General features: G+C 71.1%; 19 protein-coding genes and 1 pseudogene. 18 read left to right on the plus strand and 2 right to left on the minus strand.

Features of this window, described 5'->3' with window-relative positions:
- Positions 1 to 72: 72 nt before the first annotated feature.
- The 7 genes and pseudogenes from ACZ601_RS33525 to ACZ601_RS33555 all read left to right on the plus strand — a co-directional run bounded on the left by ACZ601_RS33525 (position 73) and on the right by ACZ601_RS33555 (position 8,081).
- Complete coding sequence (locus ACZ601_RS33525) at positions 73 to 1,221, plus strand: ABC transporter ATP-binding protein (RefSeq protein WP_440578163.1); 1,149 nt, start codon at positions 73 to 75, stop codon at positions 1,219 to 1,221.
- Positions 1,218 to 2,144: an ABC transporter permease gene (locus ACZ601_RS33530; RefSeq protein WP_440578162.1), complete on the plus strand. Its 927-nt coding sequence runs from the start codon at positions 1,218 to 1,220 to the stop codon at positions 2,142 to 2,144. Before ACZ601_RS33525 ends, ACZ601_RS33530 begins: the two co-directional genes overlap by 4 nt.
- Positions 2,144 to 2,947: an ABC transporter permease gene (locus ACZ601_RS33535; RefSeq protein WP_469544990.1), complete on the plus strand. Its 804-nt coding sequence runs from the start codon at positions 2,144 to 2,146 to the stop codon at positions 2,945 to 2,947. Before ACZ601_RS33530 ends, ACZ601_RS33535 begins: the two co-directional genes overlap by 1 nt.
- A gap of 23 nt (positions 2,948 to 2,970) precedes the next feature.
- On the plus strand, positions 2,971 to 4,386 hold the full coding sequence (locus ACZ601_RS33540) for an NAD(P)/FAD-dependent oxidoreductase (RefSeq protein ID WP_469544992.1): 1,416 nt from the start codon (positions 2,971 to 2,973) through the stop codon (positions 4,384 to 4,386).
- Positions 4,387 to 4,539: 153 nt separating this feature from the next.
- Positions 4,540 to 5,001: a hypothetical protein gene (locus ACZ601_RS33545; protein WP_469544994.1), complete on the plus strand. Its 462-nt coding sequence runs from the start codon at positions 4,540 to 4,542 to the stop codon at positions 4,999 to 5,001.
- A 300-nt stretch (positions 5,002 to 5,301) separates the two neighbouring features.
- Positions 5,302 to 6,075 (plus strand): annotated as a pseudogene (locus ACZ601_RS33550) (GH12 family glycosyl hydrolase domain-containing protein); the annotation flags it as partial.
- 176 nt (positions 6,076 to 6,251) lie between these two features.
- Entirely contained in the window at positions 6,252 to 8,081 is a 1,830-nt protein-coding gene (locus ACZ601_RS33555; protein WP_469544996.1) for a chitinase, read from the plus strand.
- Here ACZ601_RS33555 and ACZ601_RS33560 read toward each other — a convergent pair.
- Both ACZ601_RS33560 and gabT read right to left on the minus strand, forming a co-directional pair.
- The gene (locus ACZ601_RS33560) at positions 8,032 to 8,847 is read right to left on the minus strand and encodes a phosphatase PAP2 family protein (protein ID WP_469544997.1); all 816 of its coding nucleotides are present in this window, start codon (positions 8,845 to 8,847) and stop codon (positions 8,032 to 8,034) included. The two genes, ACZ601_RS33555 and ACZ601_RS33560, sit on opposite strands and share 50 nt — an antisense overlap.
- Before the next feature lie 147 nt (positions 8,848 to 8,994).
- The gene (gene gabT, locus ACZ601_RS33565; RefSeq protein ID WP_469544999.1) at positions 8,995 to 10,335 is read right to left on the minus strand and encodes a 4-aminobutyrate--2-oxoglutarate transaminase; all 1,341 of its coding nucleotides are present in this window, start codon (positions 10,333 to 10,335) and stop codon (positions 8,995 to 8,997) included.
- A 258-nt stretch (positions 10,336 to 10,593) separates the two neighbouring features.
- Here gabT and ACZ601_RS33570 point away from each other — a divergent pair, with 258 nt between their 5' ends.
- From ACZ601_RS33570 to ACZ601_RS33620, 11 genes are all read left to right on the plus strand, one after another.
- The gene (locus ACZ601_RS33570; protein WP_469545001.1) at positions 10,594 to 13,041 is read left to right on the plus strand and encodes a type IV secretory system conjugative DNA transfer family protein; all 2,448 of its coding nucleotides are present in this window, start codon (positions 10,594 to 10,596) and stop codon (positions 13,039 to 13,041) included.
- 146 nt (positions 13,042 to 13,187) lie between these two features.
- Positions 13,188 to 14,753, plus strand: coding sequence for a PucR family transcriptional regulator (locus ACZ601_RS33575; RefSeq protein ID WP_469545003.1), 1,566 nt, complete (start codon positions 13,188 to 13,190; stop codon positions 14,751 to 14,753).
- A 133-nt stretch (positions 14,754 to 14,886) separates the two neighbouring features.
- Complete coding sequence (locus ACZ601_RS33580; RefSeq protein ID WP_469545005.1) at positions 14,887 to 16,332, plus strand: aldehyde dehydrogenase family protein; 1,446 nt, start codon at positions 14,887 to 14,889, stop codon at positions 16,330 to 16,332.
- Between the two features lie 217 nt (positions 16,333 to 16,549).
- Positions 16,550 to 18,511: an acyl-CoA dehydrogenase family protein gene (locus ACZ601_RS33585; protein ID WP_469545007.1), complete on the plus strand. Its 1,962-nt coding sequence runs from the start codon at positions 16,550 to 16,552 to the stop codon at positions 18,509 to 18,511.
- Positions 18,512 to 18,595: 84 nt separating this feature from the next.
- Positions 18,596 to 19,849 carry a 3-phosphoshikimate 1-carboxyvinyltransferase gene (aroA, locus tag ACZ601_RS33590; RefSeq protein ID WP_469545009.1) on the plus strand — a complete coding sequence of 418 codons (1,254 nt, stop codon included), beginning with the start codon at positions 18,596 to 18,598 and terminating at the stop codon, positions 19,847 to 19,849.
- 35 nt (positions 19,850 to 19,884) lie between these two features.
- Positions 19,885 to 20,376, plus strand: a complete 492-nt coding sequence (locus tag ACZ601_RS33595) for a nucleotidyltransferase domain-containing protein (RefSeq protein WP_469545055.1) — start codon at positions 19,885 to 19,887, stop codon at positions 20,374 to 20,376.
- A gap of 125 nt (positions 20,377 to 20,501) precedes the next feature.
- On the plus strand, positions 20,502 to 21,755 hold the full coding sequence (gene dxr / locus ACZ601_RS33600; RefSeq protein WP_469545011.1) for a 1-deoxy-D-xylulose-5-phosphate reductoisomerase: 1,254 nt from the start codon (positions 20,502 to 20,504) through the stop codon (positions 21,753 to 21,755).
- Positions 21,752 to 23,062, plus strand: a complete 1,311-nt coding sequence (locus tag ACZ601_RS33605) for a M50 family metallopeptidase (RefSeq protein WP_440577943.1) — start codon at positions 21,752 to 21,754, stop codon at positions 23,060 to 23,062. Before dxr ends, ACZ601_RS33605 begins: the two co-directional genes overlap by 4 nt.
- Positions 23,063 to 23,246: 184 nt before the next feature.
- Complete coding sequence (gene ispG / locus ACZ601_RS33610; RefSeq protein WP_328865239.1) at positions 23,247 to 24,401, plus strand: flavodoxin-dependent (E)-4-hydroxy-3-methylbut-2-enyl-diphosphate synthase; 1,155 nt, start codon at positions 23,247 to 23,249, stop codon at positions 24,399 to 24,401.
- A gap of 165 nt (positions 24,402 to 24,566) precedes the next feature.
- Positions 24,567 to 25,412: a GNAT family N-acetyltransferase gene (locus tag ACZ601_RS33615; RefSeq protein ID WP_440577941.1), complete on the plus strand. Its 846-nt coding sequence runs from the start codon at positions 24,567 to 24,569 to the stop codon at positions 25,410 to 25,412.
- Between the two features lie 74 nt (positions 25,413 to 25,486).
- Positions 25,487 to 26,053, plus strand: a complete 567-nt coding sequence (locus tag ACZ601_RS33620; RefSeq protein WP_440577940.1) for a GNAT family N-acetyltransferase — start codon at positions 25,487 to 25,489, stop codon at positions 26,051 to 26,053.
- Positions 26,054 to 26,097: the final 44 nt, after the last annotated feature.

Consider the following 26,097-nt stretch of genomic DNA (forward strand, 5'->3'; position numbering starts at 1 on the left):
AGACGCTCCGTCCCGAAGACGCCCCGTCCCGAAGAAACTCCGATCCCCCCGACACCACTGGGACCGCCCTCCATGACACAGCAGCAGACAGGCGGCGATGTCCGCCTCACCGGGATCAGCAAGAGGTACGGCTCCTTCGCCGCCGTCCAACCGCTCGATCTGACCGTCCCGCAAGGCTCCTTCTTCGCGCTGCTCGGCGCGTCCGGCTGTGGCAAGACCACCACCCTGCGGATGATCGCGGGCCTGGAGGAGGCCACCACCGGCACCGTCTCGCTCGGCGGCCGCGACATCACCGCGCTGCCCCCGTACAAGCGGCCCGTCAACACCGTCTTCCAGAGCTACGCGCTCTTCCCGCACCTCGACATCACGGAGAACGTCGCCTTCGGACTGCGCCGGCGCGGCATCAAGTCGGTCAAGAAGCAGGTCGACGACATGCTGGAGCTCGTCCAGCTCGGCGACTTCGCCCGGCGCAAACCGCACCAGCTCTCCGGCGGCCAGCAACAGCGCGTCGCCGTCGCCCGCGCCCTGATCAACCACCCCCAGGTGCTGCTCCTCGACGAGCCGCTCGGCGCCCTCGACCTCAAGCTCCGTCGCCAGATGCAGCTCGAACTCAAGCGCATCCAGACCGAGGTCGGGATCACCTTCGTCCACGTCACCCACGACCAGGAGGAGGCCATGACCATGGCCGACACCGTCGCGGTGATGAACGCGGGCCGGGTCGAGCAGCTGGGCGACCCCGCCGATCTCTACGAGAACCCCCGGACGACGTTCGTCGCCAACTTCCTCGGCACCTCGAACCTGATCGAGGGCGAAGTCGACTCCACCGGCACCGACATCGTCATAGCGGCCGGCGGCGGGAAGCTGCGGCTGCCCACCGGCCGATGTCCCGCGCCGACCGCGAAGGGCGGCAAACTGCTCCTCGGCATCCGCCCCGAGAAGATCTCCCTCACGCACCGCGACGACGCGGACGCGATAGCCGAGGGCCGCAACCGGGTCACCGGCCGGATCGTCGACTCCAGCTTCATCGGCGTCTCCACGCAGTACGTGGTGGAGAGCCCGGCCGGGAAGTCGCTCCAGGTGTACGAACAGAACATCGAGCGCGATTCCCGGCTCACCCCCGGGGCCGAGGTCGTCCTGCACTGGAACCCGGCGCACACCTTCGGCCTCGACGCCGATCAGGACATCGCCGCCGGTGTGGAGACGGTGGAGGACGCGGCGTGAGCGTCACCCAGGAGGCGCCACCCGCTCCCGCAGCGGAGCCGAAGGTGCGCAAGCCCTCCACCCGCAAGCGCCTCGTCCCCTACTGGCTGCTGCTCCCCGGCATCCTCTGGCTCGTCGTCTTCTTCGCGCTGCCGCTGATCTACCAGGGCTCGACCTCCGTCCAGACCGGATCCCTGGAGAAGGGGTTCGAGGTCACCTGGCACTTCCAGACGTACTGGGACGCGCTGGCCGACTACTACCCGCAGTTCGTCCGCTCCCTGCTGTACGCGGGCACCGCGACGATCCTGTGCCTGCTGCTCGGCTACCCGCTGGCCTACCTCATCGCGTTCAAGGCCGGGCGCTGGCGCAATCTGGTGCTGGTGCTGGTCATCGCACCGTTCTTCACCAGCTTCCTGATCCGTACGCTCGCCTGGAAGACGATCCTCGCGGACGGCGGCGCGGTCGTCGACGTACTGAACACCCTGCACGTCCTCGACGTCACCAGCTGGCTCGGCTGGACCGAGTCCAACCGGGTGCTGGCCACCCCGATGGCGGTGGTCTGCGGTCTCACGTACAACTTCCTGCCGTTCATGATCCTGCCGCTCTACACCTCGCTGGAGCGGATCGACGGGCGGCTCCACGAAGCGGCCGGGGACCTGTACGCCACCCCCGCGACCACGTTCCGGAAGGTGACGTTCCCGCTCTCGATGCCGGGCGTCGTCTCCGGCACCCTGCTGACCTTCATCCCGGCCAGCGGTGACTACGTCAACGCGGAACTGCTGGGCTCCACCGACACCAAGATGGTCGGCAGCGTCATCCAGACCCAGTTCCTGCGCGTCCTCGACTATCCGACGGCGGCCGCGCTCTCCTTCATCCTGATGGCGGTCGTCCTGATCGCGGTCACTGTCTACATCCGCCGCTCCGGGACGGAGGACCTGGTCTGATGCCCGTACTGCGCTGGCTGCGACGCCATCTGATCGTCATCGCGGGTCTGCTGACCCTCGCCTACATGATCCTGCCGAACATCGTCGTGATGGTGTTCTCCTTCAACAAGCCCAACGGGCGGTTCAACTACTCCTGGCAGCGCTTCTCGGTGGACGCCTGGAAGGACCCCTGCGGTGTCGCCGACATGTGCGGCTCGCTCTCGCTCTCCCTCCAGATCGCCGTCTGGGCCACGGTCGGCGCGACCGTGCTCGGCACGATGATCGCGTTCGCCCTGGTCCGCTACCGCTTCCGGGCGCGCGGCGCGATCAACTCGCTGATCTTCCTGCCGATGGCGATGCCCGAGGTCGTCATGGCCGCGTCCCTGCTCACGCTCTTCCTCAACATGGGCGCGCAGCTGGGCTTCTGGACGATCCTCATCGCGCACATCATGTTCTGCCTCAGCTTCGTGGTGACGGCGGTCAAGGCGCGGGTCATGTCGATGGACCCCAGGCTGGAGGAGGCGGCCCGCGATCTGTACGCCGGGCCCGTGCAGACCTTCGTCCGGGTGACGCTGCCGATCGCCGCCCCCGGAATCGCCGCGGGAGCGCTGCTCGCGTTCGCGCTCTCCTTCGACGATTTCATCATCACCAATTTCAACGCGGGCTCGACCGTGACCTTCCCCATGTTCGTCTGGGGATCGGCACAGCGCGGCACGCCCGTGCAGATCAACGTCATCGGTACGGCGATGTTCATCATTGCGGTACTGGTGGTTCTCGCCGGCCAGCTGATAGCGAACCGGCGGAAGAACAACGCACGACCCTGAAAGTCCCTAAGGAGTTGGAAAACATGGCCCCAGTTGCCATGAGTGCCGCCGCCCGGTCCATCGCAGGCGCCAAGCCGCTGTCGTTCTGGCTGGACGACCCCGGCAGGCCCGAAGCACTCCCCGCGCTCACCGGCGACGAGCACTGCGACCTCCTCGTCATCGGCGCCGGGTATAGCGGACTGTGGACCGCGCTGCTCGCCAAGGAGCGCGAACCGGAACGCGATGTCGTCCTCATCGAGGGCCGCGAGACGGGCTGGGCCGCCTCGGGCCGCAACGGCGGATTCTGCGCCGCCTCCCTCACCCACGGCCTGCCCAACGGCCTGGAGCGCTGGCCGGACGAGATCGAGAAGCTGGAGGAGCTGGGCGCCCGCAACCTCGACGCCATCGAGGAGGCGGTCGCCCGCTACGGCATCGACTGCGAATTCGAGCGCACCGGCGAGATCGATGTCGCCACCCAGCCCCACCAGCTCGAAGAGCTGCGGGAATGGCACCAGGAGCTGGAGCGGCGCGGCTTCGGCGGCGTCGAGTTCCTGGACGGTGAAGCGCTGCGCGCCCATGTCGACTCACCGACATTCCTGGGCGGCCTCTGGGACCGCCGTGGCGTCGCGATGCTGCACCCGGCCAAGCTCGCCTGGGGCCTGAAGCAGGCCTGCCTCGACCTGGGTGTCCGGATCTACGAGCACACCCGGGGCCTGGAGCTGGCCAGAACCGGAACCGGAATGGCGGTCCGGACCCCGGGCGGAAGGGTGCTCGCCCGCCGCGTCGCCCTCGGCACCAACATCTTCCCCTCGCTCGTGAAGCGGGTCCGCCCGTACACCGTCCCGGTCTACGACTACGCGCTGATGACCGAGCCGCTGACCGAGGAACAGCTCGCCGCCATCGGCTGGCAGAACCGGCAAGGACTGGGGGACAGCGCCAACCAGTTCCATTACTTCCGGCTCTCCGCGGACAACCGCGTTCTGTGGGGCGGATACGACGCGATCTATCCGTACGGGGGCCGGCTCAGCGCCGCGCTCGACCAGCGTCCGGAAACGTTCCTGAAGCTCGCCGGACAGTTCTTCGAATGCTTTCCGCAATTGGCGGGAGTGCGTTTCACCCATGCCTGGGGCGGCGCGATCGACACCTGTTCCCGGTTCTCCGCGTTCTTCGGCACCGCCCATCAGGGCCGGGTCGCCTATGCCGCCGGATACACCGGACTCGGCGTCGGGGCCACCCGGTTCGGCGCCGAGGTGATGCTCGACCTGCTGGCCGGCGAGGAGACGGAGCGGACCGCGCTGGAGATGGTCCGCGGCAAGCCGATGCCGTTCCCGCCGGAGCCCTTCGCGTGGGCCGGGATCGAGCTGACGAAGCGTTCCCTGGCACGGGCCGACGAGAACGGCGGCCACCGCAATCTGTGGCTGCGGACGATGGACCGGCTGGGGCTCGGCTTCGACAGTTAGTGCGTGCCGTCCGGATCCTGCCCGGCTCCGGGGCGTGACCCAGTTCACTACCGGTTGGTAGCCGAAGCCGCGTAATGGATCGGCTCCACCGCGCTCTCTCCCGTGAACGCACCCGCGACTCCCCGCGGGTGCGATACGGAACGGAGGCGGGTCATGGCTGGCTCGGGAGTCAGGGCAGCGGTCGAGTGGCTTGTGTCGGTGGCACCGGACCCGGACGCCTGCCGGTGGGAGTGGGAGCGCAATCCGCGGGGGATCGCGCTCCTTCCCGCCGGCCGGCGCTGGGACGTGCTGATTCTGCCGGGGGAGCTGGGCTATCCGACGCTCGACGTGCTCACCCGGCTCATCGACCGGCCGGGGCCGGTCCTCGCGGGCTTCGGTGACGCCCGCATGGGGTTCTTCGTGCCGCCGGGCACCGCCGACCGTTGGATCGGGACCGGGGTGCGGGGCGCCGGGCAGGGCACCTGGATCGTGGTGCCGTATCCGGGGCGGGTCGCGGGCGGAGTGCGGTGGCTGATTCCGCCGGACGGATCGGGCACGCTCACCGACGCCACGCTGCTGGAACTAGCGATGCACGAGGCCGCGGGAGGGGCCGCGGCGGGGGAGGGTCGGGAGTAGGGAGGAAGGCCGTTCCGCGGCAGGCTCCTGGCCGAAAAGCGAGGTGCCCCGGACTGCTGATCGTCCGCGTGGCGTGCCTGCTCGCCTCGGGTGAGGGGGAGTAATCAGGCTCCCGGCGGCAGGCGCGCGGGGCGTCGATTGCGCGCGTCCAAGGGTGAGTTCACGCCATTGACGGGTGACACGTTGTTGCGGGGGCGAGAGGTTCGTAGGGTTCCGTTGAAGCAAGGGATGGGAGCGCTCCCAAGCTCCCATGGACCCCCCACGGTCCACCCCCACACCCGCCCGACGGAAGGAACTCCCGTGACTGCCACGCCCCACCGTGCGCACCGCATCCGTACCCTGGCCGCCGCGCTCGCCCTGGCCGCCGGCTCACTCGTCGCCGTGACCGCCACGGCCGGCCCGGCCGGCGCCGATGCGCAGACCTGCGAACAGTTCGGATCGGCCACCACCCCCGGCGGCTACGTCGTGCAGAACAACGCCTGGGGCACCACCGCCCCGCAGTGCGTCAACCAGGTCGGCGACGGTTTCGAACTCACGACGGCCGACGGCTCCGTGTCCACGGGCGGTGCCCCCAAGTCGTACCCCTCGATCTACGCGGGCTGCCACTACACCAACTGCTCGCCGGGCACCGTGCTGCCCAAGCAGGTCAGTGCGATCGGGAGCGCGCCCAGCGAGATCGCGTACACGTACACCGACGGCGCCGTCTATGACGCCGCGTACGACATCTGGCTCGACCCGACGCCGAAGACGGACGGGGTCAACCGGACCGAGATCATGATCTGGCTGAACAAGGTCGGCCCCATCCAGCCGATCGGTTCCAAGACCGGCGTCGCGACCATCGCCGGACAGACCTGGGACGTCTGGAAGGGGAACAACGGCGGCAACGACGTCATCTCCTACGTCGCCCCCTCGGCGCTGACGGGTCTGAACTTCGACGTGAAGGACTTCGTCAACGGGGCCATCGCGGAGGGCCTGGCCACGCCGGACTGGTATCTCACCAGCGTCCAGGCGGGATTCGAGCCGTGGGAGAACGGTGCGGGCCTGGCCGTCACTAGGTTCTCCGCACGTTTCAACTGACCGGAAGCGGCCGGTAGCTCCCGTTCCCTTCGCGTGCGGCGCGCCGCTGTAGGCGAAGGGGGCAGGCCGGGAGCCGGTGTGCGGGCGAGGGGTTCGGCTGCCAGAGGTCTTGACAACCGGATTGGTCTGGACCATGTTGTGGCCACCCGATTCCCCCCTGCACGGAGGCCGTTGTGGAACGTACGGGACCCCCTGCCCGCATCACCGGACTGCTGGCCGCCTTCACGGCCGCCCTGCTGGCGGCGGGCGGCCTGGCCGCCGCCGCGCCGAGCGCCGCCGCTGCCGACGCCGATCTGGCCCGCAACGGAACCTTCGAGGCCGGTCTGGACGGCTGGAGCTGTACGGGCGGCAGCGGAGCCGTCGTCAGCACCCCGGTGCACGGCGGCACCTCGGCGCTGAAGGCGACCCCGGCCGGCAGCGACTACGCCAAGTGCTCCCAGGCCGTCACGGTCAAGCCCGGCTCCACGTACACGCTGAGCACCTGGGTGCAGGGCAGCTACGTCTACCTGGGCGCGGAGGGCACCGGCACGACGGACGTGTCCACCTGGACGCAGTCCGCCGGGGCCTGGCAGAAGCTCACCACCACGTTCAAGACCGGCGCGTCCACCACCTCGGTCAACGTGTACACACACGGCTGGTACGGCACCCCCGCGTACTACGCCGACGACCTCAGCCTCGTCGGCCCCGGCGGCGACCCGGTCGCCCTCCCCGCGGTACCGGCGGGCCTCAAGGCCGGCACCGCCACCGCGTCCTCCGTACCGCTGTCGTGGACGGCCGCCTCCGGTGCCACCGGTTACAACGTCTACCGGGGCGGCACGAAGGTCCTCTCCACCACCGGCACCTCCGCGACCGTGACCGGCCTCGCCGCCTCGACCGCGTACAGCTTCCAGGTCACCGCGACCAACGCGGCGGGCGAGTCCGCCAAGTCGGCCGCCGTCCCCGCCACCACCACGGCGGGCGGCAGCGGGGGAGAGAGCGGCTCGGACCTGCCGGCCCATGCCCTCGTCGGCTATCTGCACTCCAGCTTCGCCAACGGCTCCGGCTACACGCGCATGGCGGACGTGCCCGACTCCTGGGACGTCATCGACCTGGCCTTCGGCGAACCCACCTCCGTCACCTCCGGCGACATCCGCTTCTCGCTCTGCCCGGTGGCCGAGTGCCCGAACGTCGAGTCGGCGGCCGAGTTCAAGGCGGCCATCAAGGCCAAGCAGGCCAAGGGCAAGAAGGTCCTGATCTCCATCGGCGGCCAGAACGGACAGGTGCAGCTCGCCACCACCGCCGCCCGTGACACCTTCGTCTCCTCGGTCAGCAAGATCATCGACGAGTACGGTCTGGACGGACTCGACATCGACTTCGAGGGCCACTCGCTCTCGCTGAACACCGGCGACACCGACTTCCGCAGCCCCACCACGCCGGTCATCGTCAACCTGATCTCCGCGGTGAAGTCGCTCAAGGCCAAGTACGGCGAGAAGTTCGTCCTCACCATGGCCCCCGAGACCTTCTTCGTGCAGCTCGGCTACCAGTACTACGGCTCCGGCCCCTGGGGCGGCCAGGACCCGCGCGCCGGCGCCTACCTCCCGGTGATCCACGCCCTGCGCGACGATCTCACCCTGCTGCACGTCCAGGACTACAACTCGGGCTCCATCATGGGCCTGGACAACCAGTACCACTCGATGGGCGGCGCCGACTTCCACATCGCGATGACCGACATGCTGCTGGCCGGCTTCCCGGTGGCGGGCGACCAGACCAAGGTCTTCCCTGGCCTGCGTCCCGACCAGGTCTCGATCGGACTGCCGGCCTCCACCCAGGCGGGCAACGGCCACACCTCGCCCGCCGAGGTCACCAAGGCGCTCAACTGCCTGACGAAGAAGACCGACTGCGGCTCGTACGCCACCCACGGCACCTGGTCCGGACTGCGCGGACTGATGACCTGGTCGATCAACTGGGACCGCTTCAACAACTGGGAGTTCTCGAAGAACTTCGACGCCTACTTCGGGAGCTGAGCGACAGCGGGATCAGCAGCAGCCCGCACAGGAACCAGCTGCCCAGCACGTCCAGCGGCCAGTGATAGCCGCGCAGCACCAGACCGATGCCCGTCGCCGCCGTCAGCAGGACGGCGGCGACGGGCATCATCCATGAACGCCGCGGGTACGGGGCGAGCAGCAGCGCCGCCGCCCCGTACGCCACCGCCGCGGTCGCCGCGTGACCGGAGGGGTAGTAGCCGGTTGCGTCGGTCAGCGGTCCGGGGCGGGCGATCCAGTCCTTGAGCGGGACGACGAGCAGCGGCACCGCGGCCATCGTGAGCGCGGCGGTGACCGGGGCGCGGCGCTCACCGCGCAGCAGCGACCAGACGATCGCGCAGCCCAGCACCGGGAGCGCGACCTGCGTGTTGCCGAGATCGGCGAGGAATTCGGTGAGCCACCGTGGGCCGTGTCCGACGAGGGCCCGTCCGGTGCGTTCGTCGAACGTACGCAGCGGGCCCTCGGCCGCGATCTGCCAGGTGCTGAGCGCGAACAGGGCCAGCAGGCCGGACACCACGGAGAAGAGAAGAGCCGTCCGTCCCGGAACAGGGGGGGTTGTTCCGGGACGGACGGTCGGACCGGTGTGCCGCGCGCCCCGGGGGGTGTGGGGCGGGCGGCCATCCGATCGGTGAGGAGTTCCGGAGCCCGAGGCTCCAGTGGTGTGCGCGAAGGCACAACCAGGACGGTGCCGGGGAAGCTCCGACCCGGTGTCGCCGGCAGTCCCCTGCGGGCGGGGTGTTTCTCTCATCTGCGCAAACCGTACGTCAGGCGGTGGGGGGTCCGACAGCGGGAACGTTATCCCGCCATCGCCCCCGCACACCTTCTTCACAGGCCCTCAACCGGGCACCGGGCATCCCCGGAGGAAACACCGCGCCGCTCCGGGGGCCCGCACGGCTCAGACCCCGGCGAACGCCTGCTCGATGACGTCGAGTCCCTCGGTCAGCAGGTCCTCCCCGATCACCAGCGGCGGCAGGAAGCGCAGGACGTTGCCGTACGTGCCACAGGTGAGGACGAGGACGCCCTCGGCGTGGCAGGCCTTCGCGAGCGCGCCGGCCGCCTCCGGGTTCGGGTCCTTCGTGCCGGACTTCACCAGCTCGATCGCGATCATCGCGCCACGGCCGCGGATGTCACCGATGAGGTCTCCGTTGGGCAGCTTCGCCCGCATCTCGGCGAGCCGGCCCTTCATGACCTCCTCGATGCGCTTGGCCTTCCCGTTCAGGTCCAGCTCGCGCATCGTCTCGATCGCGCCGAGCGCGCCGGCGCAGGCGACCGGGTTTCCGCCGTACGTGCCGCCGAGGCCGCCCGCGTGCGCGGCGTCCATGATCTCGGCGCGGCCGGTCACGGCGGAGAGCGGCAGACCGCCCGCGATGCCCTTGGCGGTGGTGATCAGGTCGGGGACGATGCCCTCGTCCTCGCAGGCGAACCACTGGCCGGTGCGGCAGAAGCCGGACTGGATCTCGTCCGCGACGAAGACGATGCCGTTGTCCTTGGCGAACCGCGCGATCGCCGGGAGGAAGCCCTTGGCCGGCTCGATGAAGCCGCCCTCGCCGAGCACCGGCTCGATGACGATCGCGGCGACGTTGTCCGCGCCGATCTGCTTGGTGATCTCGTCGATGGCCTGCGCGGACGCCTCGGCCCCCGCGTTCTCGGCACCGGTCGGCCAGCGGTAGCCGTACGCCACCGGGACGCGGTAGACCTCGGGCGCGAACGGGCCGAAGCCCTGCTTGTACGGCATGTTCTTAGCCGTCATGCCCATGGTGAGGTTGGTCCGGCCGTGGTAGCCGTGGTCGAAGACGACGACGGCGGTGCGCCTGGTGTAGGCGCGGGCGATCTTCACCGCGTTCTCGACGGCCTCCGCGCCCGAGTTGAACAGCGCGGACTTCTTCGCGTGGTCGCCCGGCGTCAGCTCGGCGAGCTGCTCGCAGACCTCCACGTACCCCTCGTACGGGGTGACCATGAAACAGGTGTGGGTGAAGTCCGCGAGCTGCGCGGACGCCCGCCGCACCACGGCCTCCGCCGAGGCGCCGACCGACGTCACGGCGATACCGGAGCCGAAGTCGATCAGCCGGTTGCCGTCCACGTCCTCGATGATCCCGCCACCGGCACGGGCGGTGAACACCGGCAGGGTGGAGCCCACCCCCGCGGCGACCGTCGCGAGCCGGCGGGCCTGCAGCTCCACCGACTTCGGGCCGGGGATGGCGGTGACGACGCGGCGCTCCTGCGGAATTGCGGTCATGCGGGGCTCCTGGGGTGCTTCGGACGTTGTGTCTCGGACGCTTCTGTTTCTGCAGGCTAGGGGCGGGGGCGGGGCGCGGGCATGCTCCGATCGGGAGTGGTGGCGGGCGTGTCCTTGTCCGCGACGGACAGAAGGCGGTACGGGGACGGGGGCGGCCCGTTCCCCGTCACTATCCGGGCGCGTTGCTGAACTCCCCGTGTCCGCGCACTAGATTGACCGTGCAGCGGTCGGACCTGGCTGGTCAGGGGGCAACGGTTCATGGACAACGAAGGCACGCACGGCGCCCGGGGCACGCGGGGTGCGCAGCCGCCCGACGGCCGCCCCGGAGGCTCCGTGCCGCACCCGGCGGGACCGCCTCCCGCCCGGCCGCCCGGCCCGCCGCCGACGGCCCCGCCGGCGTTTCCGCCCGCGGTGCCGGTCCAGCACAGCCCCGCCGGAACGGGGGCGCCCACCGCGGACTGGCTGAACGCGCCGCGTCCCGAGAGCGATCCCGGCGTGTGGCGCTACGCCTACGTGCCCCGGCCCGCCGAGCGGCTGTCCCGGCCCTCCCTGGTGGGGCCGGCGGCCACTCTGGTGCTGTGGCTGCTGCTGTGGCTGCTGCTCGATCAGCGAAACGTCCCCTATGTGTTCAAACCGATCGAGATCATCACCGGACCCGAATGGTGGACCTTCGGGACCCTCAGGGACGGCGCGCCCCCCCTCGTCGAAATCTCCACGACGCTCTATTACCAGGCCCTGGTGGTCCTCCTGGGCTTCTGGGCCGCCCGGATCGGCAACTGGGCAGGGCTCTTCCACTACTACGCGGGAGAACGGCTGGGCCGGGCCAGAGCGGTGACCACGGTGCTGGCGGCGGCGCTGGCCCTATGGCTCTACTTCAGCCAGCGCGTGCCCCTGGTGGGCCTGCTGTACTCCCTCATTCCCCAGGGCATCCAGCAGGGCGGCGGCAACAAGTACCTGGCCGGGCTGATCTCCTGGATCCTCTACGCTGCGGCGGCCGCCCTGATCGTCTGGCCCTTCGCCCGCGTCGGCGCGTGGTCGAAGGAGCTGGGCCCCCTCCTGCCGAAGAGGCTGCGCCCCCTCCTGAGGCGCGGCGACCCCGCGCCCGACCGTCCCCGGGCGGCCCCCGAGCGGACCGGGCCTGCCCCGGCGGAGTGGCCCGAGCTGCGGGCCGCGGGCCGGACGGATGCCGCGGAGGCGCTGACGGCCGCCGTGCGCACCGGCCGGATGAACGATGTGGACTGCGTACGGCTGCGGCACGCCTGGGCCGTCGCCCGGACCCGCGCGGACCGCCTCGAATCCTTCACCGAGACCGTGCTGCGCAAGGGCCCGGCCGCCTACCTGCACCCCTCGGGCGACCACGATCTGCCGCTGCGCACCGCCCCGCACGACCCGCTCACCGGCCAGGTCCGGATCGGGGACTGCGCGGACGACCCGCGCAATCCCTATCCGCGCCGGGGTTCCGGCATGGCCCTGGAGCCCGCCTCGCTGGGCACCTCGCTGCTGGCCGTGGGCCCGCCCGGCTCGGGCAAGACCGCCAAAGTGGTCCGGCCGGTCATCGAATCCCTCGCCATCAGGGCGCTCACCGGCCAGGCCGCGGTGCTCGCCGTCGGCGGGGCGGGCGCACAGCTGGGCCCGGACGACTCCTACGACGTCGTCGTCCGGATCGGTGACCCCGCCTCGGTGCACGACTTCGACCTGTACGGCGGCACCACCGACCCCGACGAGGCGGCGGCCACCCTCGCGGAAGGGCTGGCCGGCGACCTCCCGGGCCTGGACAGCAGGCGCGCGGGCACCGTTCTCGGCCAGCTCCTCGGCCCCTACCGCGCCGCCCACGGCCGGTTCCCCGGGGTCCCCGAACTCCGCGAACTCCTTGAGGGCTCCATCACCGCGCTGACCGCCCTGCGGCAGGCCCTGGAGGCGGGCGGCGAGCACACGATGCTGCGCGAGCTGGACGCCCGCGCCCGGCAGGCGGGCGGCGCGGGGGATCCCGCCGCAGTCCTCGCCGACCGGATCGCCGTGCTCGACCGGCCGGCCTTCGCCGCCTTCTTCTCCACCGGCCAGGACGCCCGGCCGTTCTCGCTGCGCTCCCTGGAACAGCACCCGCTGCGGGTCCGCGTCGATCTGCCGGAGCGCGCGCACGCCGAGGCGTCCCACGTACTGGCGCGCCTCATCCTCGCCCAGTTCAACGCGATCACCGCGGCCCGCTCCGACCGCTCCCTGTTCGTCTGCCTGGTCCTGGACGACGCCACCCACACCGTCACCGCCGAGACCGTCCGGGGCATCCGACGCCTGCGGTCCGTCAACGCGGGAGCGGTCCTCGCGCTGCGGACCCTGGACGACGTGCCGGAAGAGCTGCACACCGCCCTGCTCGGGTCCGTCGGCTGCAACATGGCCTTCGCGGGCGTCTCCACCTGGGACGGCAAACGCTTCGCGGAGGCATGGGGCAAGGAGTGGGTGGAGGTCCGGGAGGTCGCCCAGCACGGTGTCTTCGCCGACCAGCCGCTCACCCGGGCCCTGCACGCCCTGCGGAAGCTGGCCACCGGCAAGGCCGTCACCACCGACGCCGTGACCGTTCGCCAGGTCGAGCGGGAACGCTGGTCCGCCTCCGGGCTCGCCTACGAGGTCGCCGCCGGCCACGCGGTGATCTCCCTCACCACGGTCGACGGCCGGCACGCGCCTCCGCTCCTGATGAAACTGGGTGCCTGAGACCGGCGGTACGGGAGAGGCGGCAGCGGTTACGGGAACCCTGCCGCCCTGGCAGAATCGATGGGAGTCGTTCATACGCGACGGCGCAATCGACGCCCCTCTCAGGCGCCCCGCCCAGACGCCCCCTCTCAAAGGTCGCCCGTCCCATGCCGCCCACGCTCGCCTCGCTCGTCCAGCACTCGGCGCTCAGACTCACGGTCCGTGCGGGGGCGGACCGGCTCGACACGCCCGTGCGCTGGGCGCACGCCAGTGAGCTGGCCGACCCCGTCCGCTACATGGAGGGCGGCGAGCTGCTGCTGGTCACCGCGACCAACCTCGACGCGGCGAGCCCGGAGGGCATGCGGCGCTACGTGCGACGGCTGGCCGGATCCGGGGTCGTCGGCGTGGGCTTCGCCGTCGGCGTCAACTACGACGAGGTGCCGGGGGCACTGATCGAGGCCGCGGAGGAAGCGGGGCTGCCGCTCCTCGAAGTGCCCCGCCGCACCCCGTTCATCGCCATCGCCAAGGCCGTCTCCTCGGAGATCGCCGCCGACCAGTACCGGGCCGTCACCGCCGGTTTCGAGGCGCAGCGCGAACTCACCAGGGCGGCGCTCGCAGGGGACGGCCCCGGCGAACTCCTCACCAGGCTCGCCGCCCACGTCGACGGCTGGGCCGCGCTGTACGACGCCGCCGGGGCCGTCGTGGCGGCCGCCCCCGACTGGGCCGCCCGCCGCGCCGCCCGACTCACCCCCGACGTGGAACGCCTGCGGGACCGCCCGGCCCCCGCCAGCGTGGTCGTCGGCGGCAGCGACGACCGGGTCGAGCTCCAGTCCCTGGGCACCGGACGCCGGGCCCGCGGCGCGCTCGCCGTCGGCACCGGGGCCGCCCTCGGCACCGCGGAACGGTACGCAGTGAACTCGGCGGTCGCCCTGCTCACCCTCATCACCGCCCGCTCCCGCTCGCTCCAGGGCGCGGAACAGCGACTCGGCGCCGCGGTGCTGCGCATGCTCCTCGCCGGCCAGCCCGACCACGCGCGCGCCGTCGCCGGAGACCTCTACGGCGGGCTGCTCGACGCGCCGTTCCGGTTGCTCATCGCGGAGGCGTCCGAATCCTCGACCACGGCGCAGCTGGCCGAGGCGATGGAGACCGCGGCCTCCCGGTCGGGCGAGACCGTCCTGATGGTGCCCGAGGGGGAACGCCTCGTCGTGCTGGCCGCCGACGGCGGCGCCGCGGTCGCCGCCTGCACCGCCTACGCCGAGACCCAGGAGGAACGCCCGGCGCACGAACCGGCGGACGACAGCCACGTCGTCGTCGGCCTTTCCGCCCCCGCGGGCCCGATCGCCGTCTCGGCCGCGTACAAGCAGGCGGAGCAGGCCCTCTCCGTGGCCCGCCGACGGGGCAGGGCGCTGGTCGAGCACGAGGAGCTGGCGACCGGCTCCGTGCTCCCGCTGCTCGCCGACGACGCGGTGCGCGCCTTCGCGGACGCCATGCTCCGCGCCCTGTACGAACACGACACCAAGGGCCGCGGCGATCTGGTCGCCTCGCTGCGGGCCTGGCTCTCCCACCACGGCCAGTGGGACGCCGCCGCGGCGGACCTGGGGGTGCACCGGCACACCCTGCGCTACCGGATGCGGCGGGTGGAGGAGATCCTCGGCCGTTCGCTGGACGATCCGGACAGCCGGATGGAACTCTGGCTGGCCCTCAAGGTCACCAGCCCGCCGACGACGCCGTAGAGACACCGGTCCACCTGCGACAAACAGGCGCACGCCGGGTCGCCTCTGCTCCACGCCGGACAAACGCCAGGCGGACGGCGCGCCCCTACGGTGGGGACGGAACACCCCACGACATCGAAGGGCCGGAACCTCCATGACCTCCACCCACGCCTTCTGGCTGGCCGGCCGCGAGGCCACCGGCGAAGAGACCTTCGACGTCACCAGCCCTTGGGACGGCCGCCTCGTCGGCACCGTCGCCGTGCCCACAGAGGCCCAGGTCGAGGAGGCGGTGGCCGCCGCCCACGCCGTGCGCGACGAGTTCGCCGCCACCCCGGCCCACGTCCGCGCCGCCGCACTCGACCACGTCGCCCGCCGCCTCACCGAGCGCACGGAGGAGATCGCCCAGCTGATCTCCGCCGAGAACGGCAAGCCCGTCAAGTGGGCGCGCGGCGAGGTCGGCCGAGCCGTCTCGGTGTTCCGGTTCGCCTCTGAGGAGGCCCGCCGCTTCAACGGCGGCGAGGCCCAGCGCCTGGACACCGACGCCGGCGGCACCGGCCGGCTCGGACTCACCCGCCGCTTCCCGCGCGGCACGGTCCTGGGCATCGCACCGTTCAACTTCCCGCTGAACCTCAGCGCCCACAAGGTCGCCCCGGCCATCGCCGTCGGCGCCCCGATCATCCTGAAGCCCGCCCCGGCCACCCCGGTCTCGTCGCTGATCCTGGGCGAGCTGCTGGCCGAGACCGAGCTGCCGGCCGGTTCCTGGTCCGTCCTGACGGTCCCCAACGACCGGATGCCCGCCCTCGTCCAGGACGAGCGGCTGCCCGTGATCTCGTTCACCGGCTCCGCCCAGGTCGGCTACTCGATCATGGACTCGGTGCCGCGCAAGCACTGCACCCTGGAGCTCGGCGGCAACGGCGCGGCGGTCGTCCTCGCCGACTACGCCTCGGAGGCCGACCTGGACTGGGCCGCGACCCGCATCGCGACCTTCTCCAACTACCAGGGCGGCCAGTCCTGCATCTCCGTACAGCGCGTCATCGCGGACGCCGCGGTCTACGACCGGCTGCTCCCGAAGATCGTCGCGGCCGTGGAGGCCCAGGTCACCGGTGACCCGTCCGACGCCGCCACCGACGTCGGCCCGCTGGTCAACGAGGACGCGGCCAAGCGCGTCGAATCCTGGGTCGACGAGGCCGTACAGGCCGGCGGCAAGCTGCTCACCGGCGGCGGGCGGGACGGGGCGACCTACGCGCCGACCGTCCTCACCGACCTCCCCGACGGCGTCAGCCTCTCCTGCGAGGAGGTCTTCGGACCGGTGCTCTCGGTACAGAAGGTGGACGGCGAAGCCGAGGCGTTCGCCTCCGTCAACTCCTCCAAGTACGGTCTCCAGGCGGGCGTCTTCACCCACGACCTGCAGACCGCCTTCCGCGCCCACCGCGCCCTTGAGGTCGGCGGCGTGATCATCGGCGACGTCCCCTCGTACCGCGCCGACCAGATGCCGTACGGCGGCACCAAGCAGTCCGGCACCGGCCGCGAGGGCGTCCGGTACGCGATGGACGACTACACCTACGAGCGGGTCCTGGTCCTCACCGGCCTCGCCCTGTAGTCCCGCGGCCCGCAGGGGCCGTAACCGAATGGCCGGAGCCCACTGTGCGGGGGCTCCGGCCGTTCCGGTTTTCCGCCAGCGGGCCGGGGCACTTGAGTGGCGGGCGACCCGATCGGCGTCCCGACGATGGTGGCACCGGCCGGAATCAGGTACATACGGACGAGTAGACCCATAGACGAGTAGAAGACTCCCGACGAAGCGGCGAGGTGAGCTCCTCATGTCCGCACCATCCGCACAACGGCCCTCCGCGCGACAGCACACCCCCAAGGTCTCGGAGCGCGAGGCGCGCCAGGTGGCAGAGGACGCGCGTGAACGGGACTGGCACAAACCCAGTTTCGCCAAGGAACTCTTCCTGGGCCGCTTCCGCCTGGACCTGATCCATCCGCATCCGCTGCCGGCCGGCGAGGACGTCCGGCGCGGCGAGGAGTTCCTCGCCCGGCTGCGCGAGTTCTGCGACAGCAGGGTCGACGGCGCCCTCATCGAGCGCGAGGCCAGGATCCCCGACGAGGTGGTCAACGGCCTCAAGGAACTCGGCGCGCTGGGCATGAAGATCGACGTGAAGTACGGCGGTCTGGGCCTGACCCAGGTGTACTACAACAAGGCCCTCGCCCTGGTCGGCTCCGCCAGCCCGGCGATCGGCGCCCTGCTCTCCGCCCACCAGTCCATCGGCGTGCCCCAGCCGCTGAAGACCTTCGGCAGCCAGGAGCAGAAGGACACCTTCCTGCCCCGGCTGGCCCGTACCGACATCTCGGCGTTCCTGCTGACCGAACCGGACGTCGGCTCCGACCCGGCCCGCCTCGCCACCTCCGCCGTACCGGACGGCCCCGACTACGTGCTCGACGGGGTGAAGCTGTGGACGACCAACGGGGTCGTCGCGGACCTCCTCGTCGTCATGGCCCGGGTACCGAAGTCCGAGGGCCACAAGGGCGGCATCACCGCCTTCGTGGTCGAGGCGGACTCCCCGGGCATCACCGTGGAGCACCGCAACGCCTTCATGGGCCTGCGCGGCCTGGAGAACGGCGTCACCCGCTTCCACCAGGTGCGCGTCCCCGCCGCGAACCGCATCGGACCGGAGGGCGCCGGGCTCAAGATCGCGCTCACCACCCTCAACACCGGACGGCTCTCGCTCCCCGCGATGTGCGTCGGCTCCGGAAAGTGGTGCCTGAAGATCGCCCGCGAGTGGTCGGCGGTCCGCGAGCAGTGGGGCAGGCCGGTCGCCCGGCACGAGGCGGTCGGCTCGAAGATCTCCTTCATCGCCGCGACCACCTTCGCCCTCGAAGCGGTCGTCGACCTCGCCTCCCAGATGGCCGACGAGGACCGCAACGACATCCGGATCGAAGCCGCGCTCGCCAAGCTGCTGGGCTCCGAGATGGGCTGCCTGATGGCCGACGAGCTCGTCCAGATCCGCGGCGGCCGAGGCTTCGAGACGGCGGAGTCCCTCGCCGCCAGAGGCGAACGGGCCGTCCCCGCCGAGCAGATGCTCCGGGACATGCGCATCAACCGGATCTTCGAGGGCTCGACGGAGATCATGCACCTGCTGATCGCCCGCGAGGCGGTCGACGCCCACCTGAAGGTCGCCGGGGACATCATCGACCCCGACAAGCCGCTCTCCGCCAAGGCGAAGGCGGGCGCCAACGCCGCCGGCTTCTACGCCCGCTGGCTGCCCAAGCTCGTCGCCGGACCCGGACAGCTCCCCGGCACCTACCCGGAGTTCAACCCGGCCGGCCACGCCGACCTCTCCGGCCACCTGCGCTACGTCGAACGCTCCTCCCGCAAGCTGGCCCGCTCCACCTTCTACGCCATGTCGCGCTGGCAGGGCCGGATGGAGACCAAACAGGGCTTCCTCGGCCGGATCGTCGATATCGGCGCGGAACTCTTCGCGATGAGCGCCGCCTGCGTCCGGGCCGAACTCCTGCGCACCGGCGACGACCACGGCCGCGAGGCCTACCAGCTCGCGGACGCCTTCTGCCACCAGTCCCGCGTCCGGGTCGAGGAACTCTTCACCCGGCTCTGGTCCAACACCGACGAGCTGGACCGGCGCGTCGTCGAGGGCGTCCTGTCGGGCACGTACACCTGGCTGGAGGAGGGCATCATCGACCCGAGCGGCGAAGGCCCGTGGATCGCCGACGCCACCCCCGGCCCCTCCACCCGGGACAACGTGCACCGGCCCATCCGCTGAGCGCCTGACGCCGGACCGGCGGGGCGCGTCCACTCGCTGGACGCGCCCCGCCGCCGTGCGCGCGGCACGGCAGGATGGGGGCCCGTGACCGTCATCCACGTCCCCGGTTCCAAGTCCGTCACCGCGCGCGCCCTGTTCCTGGCCGCCGCCGCGAACGGCACCAGCACCCTGGTACGTCCGCTGAGCTCGGACGACACCGAAGGCTTCGCGCAAGGGCTCACCGGCCTCGGCTACCGGGTGGACCGGGAACCGGACCGGTGGCGGATCGAGGGCCGGCCCTCCGGACCCGCCGCCACCGACGCCGACATCTACTGCCGCGACGGAGCGACCACGGCCCGCTTCCTGCCCACCCTCGCAGCGGCCGGTGCGAGCGGCAGCTACCGCTTCGACGCCTCCGCCCAGATGCGCCGCCGCCCCCTCGCCCCGCTCACCGAGGCGCTGCGCTCCCTCGGCGTCGACCTCCACCACGAGGCGGCCGAGGGCCACCACCCGCTGCGGATCAGGGCCGCGGGCATCAAGGGCGGCGAACTGACCCTGGACGCCGGGCAGTCCAGCCAGTACCTCACCGCGCTCCTGATGCTCGGGCCGCTGACGGAGACCGGACTGCGGATCACCGTCACGGAACTGGTCTCCGCGCCCTACATCGAGATCACCCTGGCGATGATGCGGAGCTTCGGCGTCGAGGTCACCCGGGGCGGCCCCAGCGGCAACATCTTCACCGTGCCGCCCGGCGGCTACCGGGCCACCAGCTACGCGATCGAGCCGGACGCCTCCACCGCGAGCTACTTCTTCGCCGCCGCGGCCCTCACGGGCGGCGAGGTCACCGTCCCCGGCCTCGGCACGGACGACCTCCAGGGTGATCTGGCATTCGCCGCCGTGCTACGGAGGATGGGCGCTCAGGTGCGCACCACCGCCGAATCCACCACGGTCCGCTCCACCGGCACGCTCCACGGCCTCACCGTCAACATGCGCGACATCTCCGACACCATGCCGACGCTGGCCGCGATCGCTCCGTACGCCTCGGGGCCGGTACGCATCGAGGACGTCGGCAACACCCGGGTCAAGGAGTGCGACCGGCTGGAGGCGTGCGCCGGGAACCTGCGGCGGATGGGCATCACCGTCGCGACCGGCCCCGACTGGATCGAGATCCTGCCCGGCACCCCGCGCGCAACCGAGATCGCCACCCACGGCGATCACCGCATCGTCATGTCCTTCGCCGTGGCGGGACTGCGTACGCCGGGCCTCACCTACGACGACCCCGGCTGCGTACGCAAGACGTACCCCCGCTTCCACGAGGAGTTTGCCGCGTTCGCGAAGGGCATCGAGAAAAGGGCGTGAGCCGACGGACGGACGCGCATAGGCTCCCGGCCATGATGTCCGCCACCGAGGTGCTGTCCGTCCTGTCGGTGCTCCGCGCGGCCGGTACGGATGTGGTGATCGCCGGCGGCTGGGGGATCGACGCCCTGATCGGCGCGGAGACCCGCGGCCACCGGGACCTCGACCTGCTGCACCGCGAGGAACAGGAACCCGCCCTGATCGCCGCCCTGACGGCCGTCGGCTACGCGGAGACGCTCGACTGGCGCCCCGCCCGGTTCGTCCTCAGCCACCCCTCCGGGCCCGAAATCGACCTGCACCCTCTGCGGTTCGCCCCCGACGGCTCGGCCCTCCAGTCCTCGCTTGACCCGCAGGAGCCCTTCCGCTACCCGGCGGAGTGCTTCGTCACCGGCACCATCGGCGGGACGCGGGTGCGCTGCATCTCGGTGCGGCAGCAGATCGAGTTCCACCAGGGGTACGAACCCGGCCCGGCCGACCTCCACGACATGGCCCGGCTGCGCGCGGAGTTCGGCGTGACCACGCACTTCTGAGAACCGCCGGCACCCGGCACGACCGGAGCACGACCGACGACGGGAGCCGGCGAATGGGCACCGGCGGCCACGGTGTGACGGAAGCTGTGTCCACGCACCCGGTGGATGCGGCAACAATGGGGGGCATGAGCGACAGCCCTGCCCCCCTAGCAGACCCGCACCTCGTCTTCGACGCCGTGGAAGGCCGCCGGGATCTCGTCATCCTCGGCTCCACCGGGTCCATCGGCACCCAGGCCATCGACCTGGTGCTGCGCAATCCCGACCGCTTCCGGGTCACCGCGCTTTCGGCGGCGGGCGGCCGGGTCGCCCTCCTCGCCGCACAGGCCCGCCGCCTGCGGGTGCGTACGGTCGCGGTCGCCGCCCCCGAAGCGGTCCCCGCCCTGCGCGAGGCGCTGCGGCAGGAGTACGGAAGCGCGGAGCCGCTCCCGGAGGTCCTCGCCGGTCCGGACGCGGCCACCGAGCTCGCCGCCAGTGACTGCCACACCGTGCTCAACGGGATCACCGGCTCGATCGGCCTGGCGCCCACACTGGCCGCGCTCAGGGCGGGCCGCACGCTGGCCCTCGCCAACAAGGAGTCGCTGATCGTCGGCGGTCCGCTGGTCAAGGCGCTGGCCGCGCCGGGCCAGATCATCCCGGTCGACTCCGAGCACGCCGCCCTCTTCCAGGCGCTGGCGGCCGGCAAGCGCGGCGATGTGCGCAAGCTCGTGGTCACCGCGTCCGGCGGCCCGTTCCGCGGCCGCACCAGGAGCGAGCTGGCGGACGTCACGAGGGAGCAGGCGCTCGCGCACCCGACCTGGGCCATGGGCCCGGTCATCACGATCAACTCCGCGACCCTGGTCAACAAGGGGCTGGAGGTCATCGAGGCGCATCTCCTCTACGACATCCCCTTCGACCGGATCGAGGTCGTGGTCCACCCCCAGTCCTACGTCCACTCCATGGTGGAGTTCGCCGACGGCTCGACCCTCGCCCAGGCCACCCCGCCCGACATGGGCGGACCGATCGCCATCGGCCTCGGCTGGCCGCAGCGCGTCCCCGACGCCGCCCCCGCCTTCGACTGGTCGAAGGCCTCGTCCTGGGAGTTCTTCCCGCTGGACACCGAGGCGTTCCCGTCCGTCGGCCTCGCCCGGCACGTGGGCACCCTGGGCGGCACCGCCCCGGCGGTGTTCAACGCGGCCAACGAGGAGTGCGTGGACGCGTTCCTGTCCGGACGCCTCGCGTTCAACGGCATCATGGACACCGTCACCGCGGTGGTGGCCGAACACGGAACACCCCCGACGGGAACTTCACTGACCGTCGCGGACGTCCTTGAAGCGGAGGCCTGGGCGCGGACCCGGGCCCGGGAACTCTCGGCCGAGGCCGCAGCGGAGGCGCGCGCATGAGTATGACGTCGGTCCTGTTGACCGTTCTGGGTATCGCCGTCTTCGTCGTCGGACTGCTCTTCTCCATCGCCTGGCACGAGCTGGGACACCTCTCGACCGCCAAGCTCTTCGGCATCCGGGTACCCCAGTACATGGTCGGCTTCGGCCCGACGATCTGGTCGCGCAAGAAGGGCGACACGGAGTACGGGTTCAAGGCCATCCCGGCCGGCGGCTACATCCGCATGATCGGGATGTTCCCGCCGGGACCCGACGGCCGGATCGAGGCACGCTCCACGTCACCGTGGCGCGGCATGATCGAGGACGCCAGATCCGCCGCCTTCGAGGAGCTGGAGCCGGGCGACGAGAAGCGCCTCTTCTACACGCGCAAGCCGTGGAAGCGCGTGATCGTCATGTTCGCCGGACCCTTCATGAACCTGGTCCTGGCCGTCGCGATCTTCCTCGGCGTGGCCATGACCTTCGGTTTCCAGACCCAGACGACCGAGGTCGCCGGCGTCCAGAAGTGCGTGATCTCCCAGAGCGAGAAGCGCGAGACCTGCAAGTCGTCCGACCCGGTCTCGCCCGCCCAGGCGGCCGGGCTCCGGGAGGGCGACAAGATCGTCGCGTTCAACGGCCGGCCGGTCGACGAGTGGTCCGTGCTCTCCGACAGGATCCGCGACACGATCGGCCCCGCCACCATCACGGTCCAGCGGGACGGCCAGGAGCAGACCCTGCACGCCGTGCTCAAGAAGAACGCGGTGGCGAAGAAGGACTCCGACGGCGAGGTGATCCCCGGCAAGTTCGTCTCCGCCGGCTACCTCGGATTCGCCGCGCAGACGAAGATCATCCCGCTCTCCTTCGGTGACTCGGTCGTCCGCATGGGCGACATGTTCGAGAACGGCGTCGACTCGATCGTCGCCCTGCCGTCCAAGATCCCCGCCCTCTGGAACGCGGCCTTCGACGGCGGCGAGCGCGCGGACGACTCCCCGGTGGGCGTCGTCGGCGCGGCCCGGATCGGCGGCGAGGTGATGACGCTGGACGTGCCGGCGCAGAACCAGATCGCGATGATGCTGTTCCTGCTGGCCGGCTTCAACCTCTCACTGTTCCTCTTCAACATGCTGCCGCTGCTGCCGCTGGACGGCGGTCACATCGCGGGAGCCCTGTGGGAGGCCCTGCGCCGGAACGCGGCGCGCGTCTTCAAGCGGCCCGACCCGGGCCCCTTCGACGTGGCCAAGCTGATGCCCGTCGCCTACGTGGTCGCCGGGGTGTTCATCTGCTTCACGCTGCTCGTCCTGGTGGCCGACGTCGTCAATCCGGTCAAGATCACCTGACCGGCGCGACGGACGCACCCGATGTATCCCGAGTGACGGCGGATGCGCGTGATGCGTCCGGTGGCCCACATTTTGTGCGGACGCCGGACGCCGTGTGCCTCATGTTGTCCTCGGTGCCGTAACCTCGAAGGTCGGAGCCCGCCGATCTCGGGACGTTGATCCAAACCTTGGGGATGCTCAGCGCATGACTGCGATTTCTCTCGGAATGCCTACCGTTCCGACCCAGCTCGCCGTACGGCGGGTCAGCCGCAAGATCCAGGTCGGGTCGGTGGCGGTCGGCGGGGACGCGCCGGTCTCCGTGCAGTCGATGACGACGACACGCACGTCCGACATCGGCGCGACGCTGCAGCAGATCGCGGAGCTGACGGCCTCCGGCTGTCAGATCGTGCGGGTGGCGTGCCCGACCCAGGACGACGCCGACGCGCTCAAGACGATCGCCTCGAAGTCGCAGATCCCGGTGATCGCGGACATCCACTTCCAGCCGAAGTACGTGTTCGCGGCGATCGACGCCGGCTGCGCGGCGGTGCGGGTGAACCCCGGCAACATCAAGCAGTTCGACGACAAGGTGAAGGAGATCGCGCGGGCCGCCAAGGACGCCGGGACCCCGATCCGGATCGGTGTGAACGCCGGTTCGCTGGACGCGCGGCTGCTGAAGAAGTACGGCAAGGCGACCCCGGAGGCACTGGTCGAGTCGGCCCTGTGGGAGGCGTCCCTCTTCGAGGAGCACGGCTTCCGCGACATCAAGATCTCGGTCAAGCACAACGACCCGGTCGTGATGGTCAACGCCTACCGCCAGCTCGCCGCGCAGAGCGACTACCCGCTCCACCTCGGCGTCACAGAGGCCGGACCCGCGTTCCAGGGCACCATCAAGTCCGCCGTGGCCTTCGGCGCGCTGCTGAGCGAGGGCATCGGTGACACGATCCGCGTCTCGCTGTCCGCGCCGCCCGCGGAGGAGGTCAAGGTCGGGCTCCAGATCCTGGAGTCGCTGAACCTCAAGCAGCGGCGCCTTGAGATCGTGTCCTGCCCGTCGTGCGGTCGCGCCCAGGTGGACGTGTACAAGCTCGCGGACCAGGTCACCGCCGGTCTGGAGGGCATGGAGGTGCCGCTGCGGGTCGCCGTGATGGGCTGCGTCGTCAACGGCCCCGGTGAGGCCCGCGAGGCCGACCTCGGCGTCGCCTCCGGCAACGGCAAGGGCCAGATCTTCGTCAAGGGCGAGATCATCAAGACGGTGCCCGAGTCGAAGATCGTCGAGACCCTCATCGAGGAAGCCCTCAAGATCGCGGAGCAGATGGAGAAGGACGGCATCGCCTCCGGCGAGCCCGAGGTCTCCATCAGCTGAGCCCATGACAGCCACGGACAGCGCCCCGCGGAGGCACCTCCGCGGGGCGCTGTCCGTGAGCGAGCTCACCGCCTTCCGCAGAAGCTGTTCAGGGCCACGAGCGGCGCCCCACGGGCTCTTTCGGTACAGTGCGGAAATCAGCAGACCGCATGGTGAGGCCCCCTCGTGTTGACGCAGACCACCACTCGGGTCCTCGAACCCAGCGACCTCGGCGCCGCCCTCGCGGTGCTGGAGAGCGAACCCGTAGCCAACGCCTTCGTGACCTCCCGGGTCCAGATCGCGGGCCTCGACCCATGGCGCCTCGGCGGCGAGATGTGGGGCTGGTACGCCAACGGGCGGCTGCGCTCCCTCTGCTACTCCGGGGCCAACCTCGTCCCCATCTGCGCCGGACCCGAAGCCGTCAGGGCCTTCGCGGACCGGGCCCGCAGGGCGGGGCGCCGCTGCTCCTCGATCGTCGGCCCCGCAGAGCCCACCGCACAGCTGTGGCGGCTGCTCGAACCGGGCTGGGGCCCCGCCCGCGAGGTCCGGGCCAACCAGCCGCTCATGGTCGCGGACAGCCCCTCCGCCGAGGTGGCGCCCGACCGGCAGGTCCGCCGCGTCCGCAAGGACGAGATGGACATCCTGATGCCCGCCTGCGTCGCCATGTTCACCGAGGAGGTCGGCGTCTCCCCGCTCGCCGGCGACGGCGGACTCCTCTACCAGGCCCGCGTCGCGGAGCTCATCGCCGCCGGCCGCTCCTTCGCCCGGATAGAGGACGGCAAAGTCGTCTTCAAGGCCGAGATCGGTGCCACCACCCCGCAGGCCTGCCAGATCCAGGGCGTCTGGGTGGCCCCCGAATCCCGCGGCCTCGGCTACTCGGAGACCGGTATGGCGGCCGTCCTGCGCCACGCGCTGACCGAGGTCGCGCCCATCGTCAGCCTGTACGTCAACGACTACAACACCCCCGCGCGCAAGTCGTACAGCCGGATCGGCTTCCGCGAGGTCGGCTCGTTCATGAGCGTGCTGTTCTGACCCCGCGGCCGGTACAGCCACCTTCCCTCACCGGTCCGTACCCCGCCCGCCGCGCCGGACAGTAGGGTCTGTCCATGGCAGCAGCTTCCGGGGGCGGCCCCCACACACCCAGCGTCCGGATCGCACCGGTCGATCTCGCCGCACGCGTGGACGAGGCGCTCGCCGTCCAGGCCGTCGCCTTCGGCCTCGGCCCCGACGAGATCGAAGTACGCCGCCACATCGTCCTCAGACACCTCGACCACCCCCACGCCCGCGCGCTGGGCGCCCTGACCCCCGACGACCGGCTCGTCGGCTTCGTCTACGGAATGCCGAACGAACGCGGCCACTGGTGGTCCACCGTCGTCGAGCCCTGTCTGCGCGCCACCGGCTCCGCGCACTGGCTCGACGACTCCTTCGTGATCACCGAGCTGCACGTCCACCCGGAGTTCCAGAACCGGGGGATCGGCCGCGCCCTGATCACCACCGTCACCGACGCCGTGGACCAGCCCCGCTCCATCCTCTCCGCGATCGACACGGAGAGCCCGGCCCGCGGCCTGTACCGCTCGCTCGGCTACCAGGACCTGGCCCGGCAGGTGCTCTTCCCCAGCGCTCCCAAGCCGTACGCGGTCATGGGAGCACCGCTCCCACTGCGCCGCCGCTGACGAATCGATTTCCGCCCGCGCGGGCCGCCCGGCTAACCTCGGGG

Source organism: Streptomyces sp. NPDC104307 (genome assembly GCF_055584045.1).

Bases quoted from the DNA above. Each gene is read 5' to 3' on its own strand.
- ACZ601_RS33560 (WP_469544997.1), bottom strand. From the start codon at position 8,847: ATGAGAGAAACACCCCGCCCGCAGGGGACTGCCGGCGACACCGGGTCG.
- ACZ601_RS33605 (WP_440577943.1), top strand. From the start codon at position 21,752: ATGAGTATGACGTCGGTCCTGTTGACCGTTCTGGGTATCGCCGTCTTC.
- gabT (WP_469544999.1), bottom strand. From the start codon at position 10,335: ATGACCGCAATTCCGCAGGAGCGCCGCGTCGTCACCGCCATCCCCGGC.
- ACZ601_RS33535 (WP_469544990.1), top strand. From the start codon at position 2,144: ATGCCCGTACTGCGCTGGCTGCGACGCCATCTGATCGTCATCGCGGGT.
- ACZ601_RS33570 (WP_469545001.1), top strand. From the start codon at position 10,594: ATGGACAACGAAGGCACGCACGGCGCCCGGGGCACGCGGGGTGCGCAG.
- ACZ601_RS33545 (WP_469544994.1), top strand. From the start codon at position 4,540: ATGGCTGGCTCGGGAGTCAGGGCAGCGGTCGAGTGGCTTGTGTCGGTG.
- ispG (WP_328865239.1), top strand. From the start codon at position 23,247: ATGACTGCGATTTCTCTCGGAATGCCTACCGTTCCGACCCAGCTCGCC.
- ACZ601_RS33620 (WP_440577940.1), top strand. From the start codon at position 25,487: ATGGCAGCAGCTTCCGGGGGCGGCCCCCACACACCCAGCGTCCGGATC.
- ACZ601_RS33585 (WP_469545007.1), top strand. From the start codon at position 16,550: ATGTCCGCACCATCCGCACAACGGCCCTCCGCGCGACAGCACACCCCC.
- ACZ601_RS33575 (WP_469545003.1), top strand. From the start codon at position 13,188: ATGCCGCCCACGCTCGCCTCGCTCGTCCAGCACTCGGCGCTCAGACTC.
- ACZ601_RS33525 (WP_440578163.1), top strand. From the start codon at position 73: ATGACACAGCAGCAGACAGGCGGCGATGTCCGCCTCACCGGGATCAGC.
- ACZ601_RS33540 (WP_469544992.1), top strand. From the start codon at position 2,971: ATGGCCCCAGTTGCCATGAGTGCCGCCGCCCGGTCCATCGCAGGCGCC.
- ACZ601_RS33580 (WP_469545005.1), top strand. From the start codon at position 14,887: ATGACCTCCACCCACGCCTTCTGGCTGGCCGGCCGCGAGGCCACCGGC.
- dxr (WP_469545011.1), top strand. From the start codon at position 20,502: ATGAGCGACAGCCCTGCCCCCCTAGCAGACCCGCACCTCGTCTTCGAC.
- ACZ601_RS33595 (WP_469545055.1), top strand. From the start codon at position 19,885: ATGTCCGCCACCGAGGTGCTGTCCGTCCTGTCGGTGCTCCGCGCGGCC.